Here is a 4490-nt window from a genome sequence, read left to right as displayed (position 1 = left end):
CTCGCGGGCCGTTCCACATATGGGGGCAAGGTCACGTAGCCAACGCGTTAAGGGCCGCATCTTAGTGAGGCCTATAAATCGAGCGATATTTGCAGTGGCAGCCAATGAGATCGGTTAATCATTGTTCCTGACCGTTAGCTGACGATCGAGGTCGCAGCGGTCCGCTGGATGTGCCAGCTAAGAAGTGCATTCCAGACGTCTGCGGCTATGTACGAGCCGATTTGGACGCCATAAAACTGAATGGTTTTCACATAATTGACGCATTAGGACTGTTCAGCCTTTGCGAGAAGGCCGCAAGGGATCAAGTACACTCCCGCAGAAGCAGCAATGTCGCCCGGAGCTATCTGGTGCGGCAACTGCGAGCATCATGAAGTCTGGATTCCGCCGCCAATAGGAGAGCATGGCATGATGAGGGACAATTCATTGAAGACGAGATGAGGCCTCAAGAGCCGCCGACTTCGCATGCTCAAGCGTGATGTGCGCTCTGCCGGCGATGAGCAGTGAATGCCTGGCACCGATCAAGACTGCTTCGCCGCGGAGAGGCTCAATGGCGGACTTACATAAGTAGCGGGAAGATTCGATCGGCGGGTCGCCTAACTCAACGTACAGATCGTGCCGCCGCCCGTCCTCAGGCAACCGGCGGCACCGAGCGCAATTCGAGCACCAGAGGCATAACTAGAGGAGCGTGAGTGATGATAGACATCTACCGCTTTTGCGGATGGTGCGTTGTAGAGTGGTTCAGGAAAGCTGGGCCGAGAATCGCGGAGGTTGACTTGTTGCGCGACAACGTCCTCTACGTAGAGTTCAGGGCTATCCGAGAGGCAAAGGAGCGGGCGTGCGAGCGCAGGTGGTAGACAAGCTGGAGGCGGGCCGGGTGCAGCATGGCCGGTTCGCGACTGCTCCGGGATCAGGCCCTTGCGGTCTCTTCTTTGTGCAGGGGCCTTGCGGGTGTGAACTAAAGATAAGTGCATTTGTCCGTCCTGGGTGGGAGCATGTCGCTGTTTCGACACCGCGGCGTTGTCCAAACTGGGAGGAGATGTGCTTTGTCAAAGACATGTTCTGGGATGAAGAAGAGTGCGTCATGCAACTGCATCCGCCACATTCGCGTTATGTGAATAACAGCCGATATTGCCTTCATTTGTGGAGACCCATTTATCGAGACATTCCGATGCCGTCTCCGAGCTTCGTAGGCGTCGTTGGATTGAGTCCCTCAGATGCGGCAACGTTGTTCGCGCGGATGAGCGCGACAGCATGACGGACTGAGTTTACAATATCCGAGCACAAGGTGAGGCCGAGCGGGTGCACAAGCACCGGTTCGGCGTCCCGATGAGATGTCACAAGCGGGTGTATGTCAGGCTCGCTCGGCCGTTGCGGCGTGCAAGGCGGGCTGAGATGAAATGCCGCTGTCAAACAGGAGCAGCCTCAGAGCGAACAACAGCATCTCGCTCGCTGATAGCCGATCACGGGGCGAACTGGGGACGCGAATTGCGCGCTCTTTGGAGGCGAAGTTTTGGGCGCCGGGCGGCGCGGCACGATGAGGGTGAGATCGATCTCAAGCCCACGACCGAGCCTGGTTTTGTGAAGGCATCGTCTAACGCAGCCATCATCCTGACTGAAGCTGAAATTACACGAGCGCGACCTCTTTCACTGTGCAAGAGTCACTAGCTGGTCGGCCACCGCCTCACACCTGCAGCAGCGCCCGGAAGCTGGGACTGTCGCACAGCCAATTTGCCATGACGGCGATAGCTTCCCTAAGCTTGTGTGGTGGCCAGCTCCTCGTCAGTTTGCCGCGATATCGGTCGCAGGCAAGATGTGAGCAGCGCGCCCTCTGAGGAGACGCACGCGGAAGAAGCCGGTGAACCAGCATGTATAATCGAGTCGATGGCGAATACGCACATACTGAGCAAGCTGAGGAATCGAGTTGGCCCGCAGACGGTAGCGAATGTGCCCAAACACTCACCGAAATCGCGCGGCTGGAGAGCCTGGCGCCCGGCGAATTGTTCGATAGAATGGGGCTCTGCTTCAGCAAGCCGCATACCTCAGATGCAATCGATGATAGTTCAAACACCTCGGGCCTCAGCACATCCTCTCTGTCCTCCAGCTCCGAGTTATCCGTTGCCACTAGCCCTGTCCGTCCTCTGTTCGATTACAGGACGGCGGAATTGCCCCAAGCCAATGTCAGTGGAATCTGTGTTGGATTGGCCGCGGAGTGGCTCCTTGATCTCCCAAGCAGCGCTTCCTCCCGAATGGGGGTTCTGCTCCCGGGCACGGAAAATCACCGCTCGGCGGCAAGACGGCAGGAACAGTCTGAAAAGCTTAAGACTCAATTGAAAGAGGATAAGGCGGAAGGGTCTCACAATTTCCAGGCAAAAAGCACAATCTTGCGTGACGCCGGCCTAGAACCATCTGCTGAAGAGACGCGATATAGGTTCGGTACATCTTCGTGCATCGACAAGATCGTAAACGAGCTTGCGCAGGATCCATCCGTCCATTTGGTCAGCTTGAAATTCGTCCAACCTGGCGCCGGCACCCACACGATTGCAACGGCAACGTCGAATGGAACGACGATCCTCTCTGATCCTAACTATGGCGAATTTACTGTTCCGTCAGATCGGGTCGGAGGGTTGTTTAAGAGTCTTGCCGAGCGCTATAGCACCCTGAACAAACGTGATATTTCGGCGGTCGTCACACAAAGGATCAGGTATGGGCATCCCAATGCAACGGACCTTGCCCTATTCCCGCGCGCGGAACCTCATCGGTAGACACGAGGCAGCCGCATCGCCCGCCTTGTTTCACCCGCCGCGGTTTCTGTGGATGTTCAATCGATGCTCTCGATGGAAGTTCTCTGGAAGTAGTGCAGAGAGGGGAATGTTTAGCGACATAGGTTCGCCGGTCACTGAGGTTTGTGAGCCCCGCGCCATCGCGTGTCAGAGCAATCGCCTGCGCTTCCTCTCAGGCCGGACCGGCGGCCCGTTAGGCTAACCTCCTCGTAGGGTTGCGTTACCCGACGCCCAATCGCGCTCAGGGGGCCGGTCGGCAACCAAGCATCCACAGAGTCGGCACTAGCTGGAGCCGATCTGCTTCGGAATCACCGCCAGCCGCTTTTATAGTGAGCTCACCAACCAAATAGCTGCTGCCGGGGGCATCGGCTTGCCGTCGCACCGGCGCCTCAAAGCCAGTCATCGCTCGCCACGAGCTCCGCGACAATCCGCCTTCTCTCGTCGCTGGACTTGATTGACGGCTTCGGTGAGGACCTCATCCGCGATCTGACTCAGTGATATTGCAGCGCTGTGTTGTTCCAAGCTTCTCAATGGAATTGTGCGCCGAGCTGGAGCACTCTTTCACGGATTAAAGTGCCGAATAGTGCGAGTGACATCGCGAAGTTTGGACGAGGAGTTCCTGCGCGGAGCGCTCGCATGGGGGGTATTTAGCTAATTCGGATGACCGGCGCCCGGTAGCGTGGATCCGATTACGCGGGAAGCAGCGGGGGCGCTGGTCGGGTGGATGGATCAGACGCTGTCTCTGCCGCGCATGCGCGACTGGTTGAAGTTAGCAGGAGCGTGACTCGGCGCCGAAATCCCCACGCATACTCGGGGCGAGCGCTGTCCCTACCACGCGCCGCTAACTTCAAGAGTCATTGTACACCGAATAGCTGTCCAAAAGCTGACGAACCCGACGGCATGCATCCGGCGAGAGCGCCTGCGCGGGTTCATGCCCTGCTGCCTAGCACCCAGCCATCTGCCTAGTGGACGACCAACGTAAAATATCGTTAGCATAGACACATTCCATCCCCTCAGCGCGTCGTGCCGGACGCGGTCCTGTCGCCGCCAAGGAACGGTCACAAGCAAGTTGAGCCGGGGCCTGCCGCCGCGCACATGGATAGGCCGATAGGCCCATGGGCTGTATTCTTCGTCGACTGGCAGGCTACAGACCGCTCGCTGCAAAAAACCCTGACATTATCGCCAGGGTTTTGCATGCCATCGAGAATTTAAGGAGGCCGATCAGAAGTCCATACCGCCCATGCCGGGGGCCGCAGGCATTGCTGGACCAGCCGTAGCCTTCTTCGGCAGCTCGGCAACCATCGCTTCCGTCGTGATCAGCAGCCCGGCCACCGAAGAGGCGTTCTGGACCGCGATGCGCACGACCTTGGCCGGGTCAATGATACCCTTGGAAACGAGGTTGCTGTACTCGCCTGTCTGGGCGTCGAAACCAAAAGAGTACTGCTCGTTGTCGAGGACCTTGCCGACTACGATCGAACCGTCCTCGCCGGCGTTGATTGCGATCTGGCGGGCCGGCCAGGACAGCGCCTTACGCACAATCTCGACGCCGGTCTTCTGGTCGTCGTTCTCGGTGCGCAGACCCTTGAGCTGCTCGGAGGCACGGAGCAGGGCGACGCCGCCACCCGGGACGATGCCTTCCTCGACTGCCGCGCGGGTCGCATGCATCGCGTCATCGACGCGATCCTTGCGCTCCTTCACCTCGACCTCGGT

The 4490-nt window shown here is 58.4% G+C and carries 4 protein-coding genes; 3 read left to right on the top strand and 1 reads right to left on the bottom strand.

Annotation, left to right across the window (positions count from 1 at the left end; translation table 11 throughout):
* The first annotated feature begins 692 nt into the window (after positions 1-692).
* The 3 genes from IC66_RS47935 to IC66_RS44835 all read left to right on the top strand — a co-directional run bounded on the left by IC66_RS47935 (position 693) and on the right by IC66_RS44835 (position 2762).
* The gene (locus IC66_RS47935) at positions 693-854 is read left to right on the top strand and encodes a hypothetical protein (RefSeq protein WP_014497793.1); all 162 of its coding nucleotides are present in this window, start codon (positions 693-695) and stop codon (positions 852-854) included.
* Positions 836-1255 (top strand): DUF7694 domain-containing protein, encoded by a 420-nt coding sequence (locus tag IC66_RS49385; protein ID WP_011084853.1) that lies wholly within the window; start codon positions 836-838, stop codon positions 1253-1255. The genes IC66_RS47935 and IC66_RS49385 overlap by 19 nt, the downstream gene beginning before the upstream one ends.
* A 610-nt stretch (positions 1256-1865) precedes the next feature.
* Entirely contained in the window at positions 1866-2762 is an 897-nt protein-coding gene (locus IC66_RS44835; RefSeq protein ID WP_011084854.1) for a YopT-type cysteine protease domain-containing protein, read from the top strand.
* Positions 2763-4001: 1239 nt separating this feature from the next.
* Here the strand turns inward: IC66_RS44835 and IC66_RS0141935 are convergent.
* Positions 4002-4490, bottom strand: a 489-nt coding sequence (locus tag IC66_RS0141935) for a TCP-1/cpn60 chaperonin family protein (RefSeq protein ID WP_038951342.1), incomplete at its 5' end; no start/stop codon positions are given.

It is taken from the genome of Bradyrhizobium genomosp. III (assembly GCF_000261705.1).
GTDB classification, from domain to species: domain Bacteria; phylum Pseudomonadota; class Alphaproteobacteria; order Rhizobiales; family Xanthobacteraceae; genus Bradyrhizobium; species Bradyrhizobium ottawaense.
The sequence above is the reverse complement of the archived record's forward strand: the minus strand, read 5'-3'. Positions and strand labels throughout refer to the sequence as shown.

Coding starts and splice junctions, on each gene's coding strand:
- IC66_RS47935 (WP_014497793.1), top strand. CDS start 693: ATGATAGACATCTACCGCTTTTGCGGATGGTGCGTTGTAGAGTGGTTC.
- IC66_RS44835 (WP_011084854.1), top strand. CDS start 1,866: ATGTATAATCGAGTCGATGGCGAATACGCACATACTGAGCAAGCTGAG.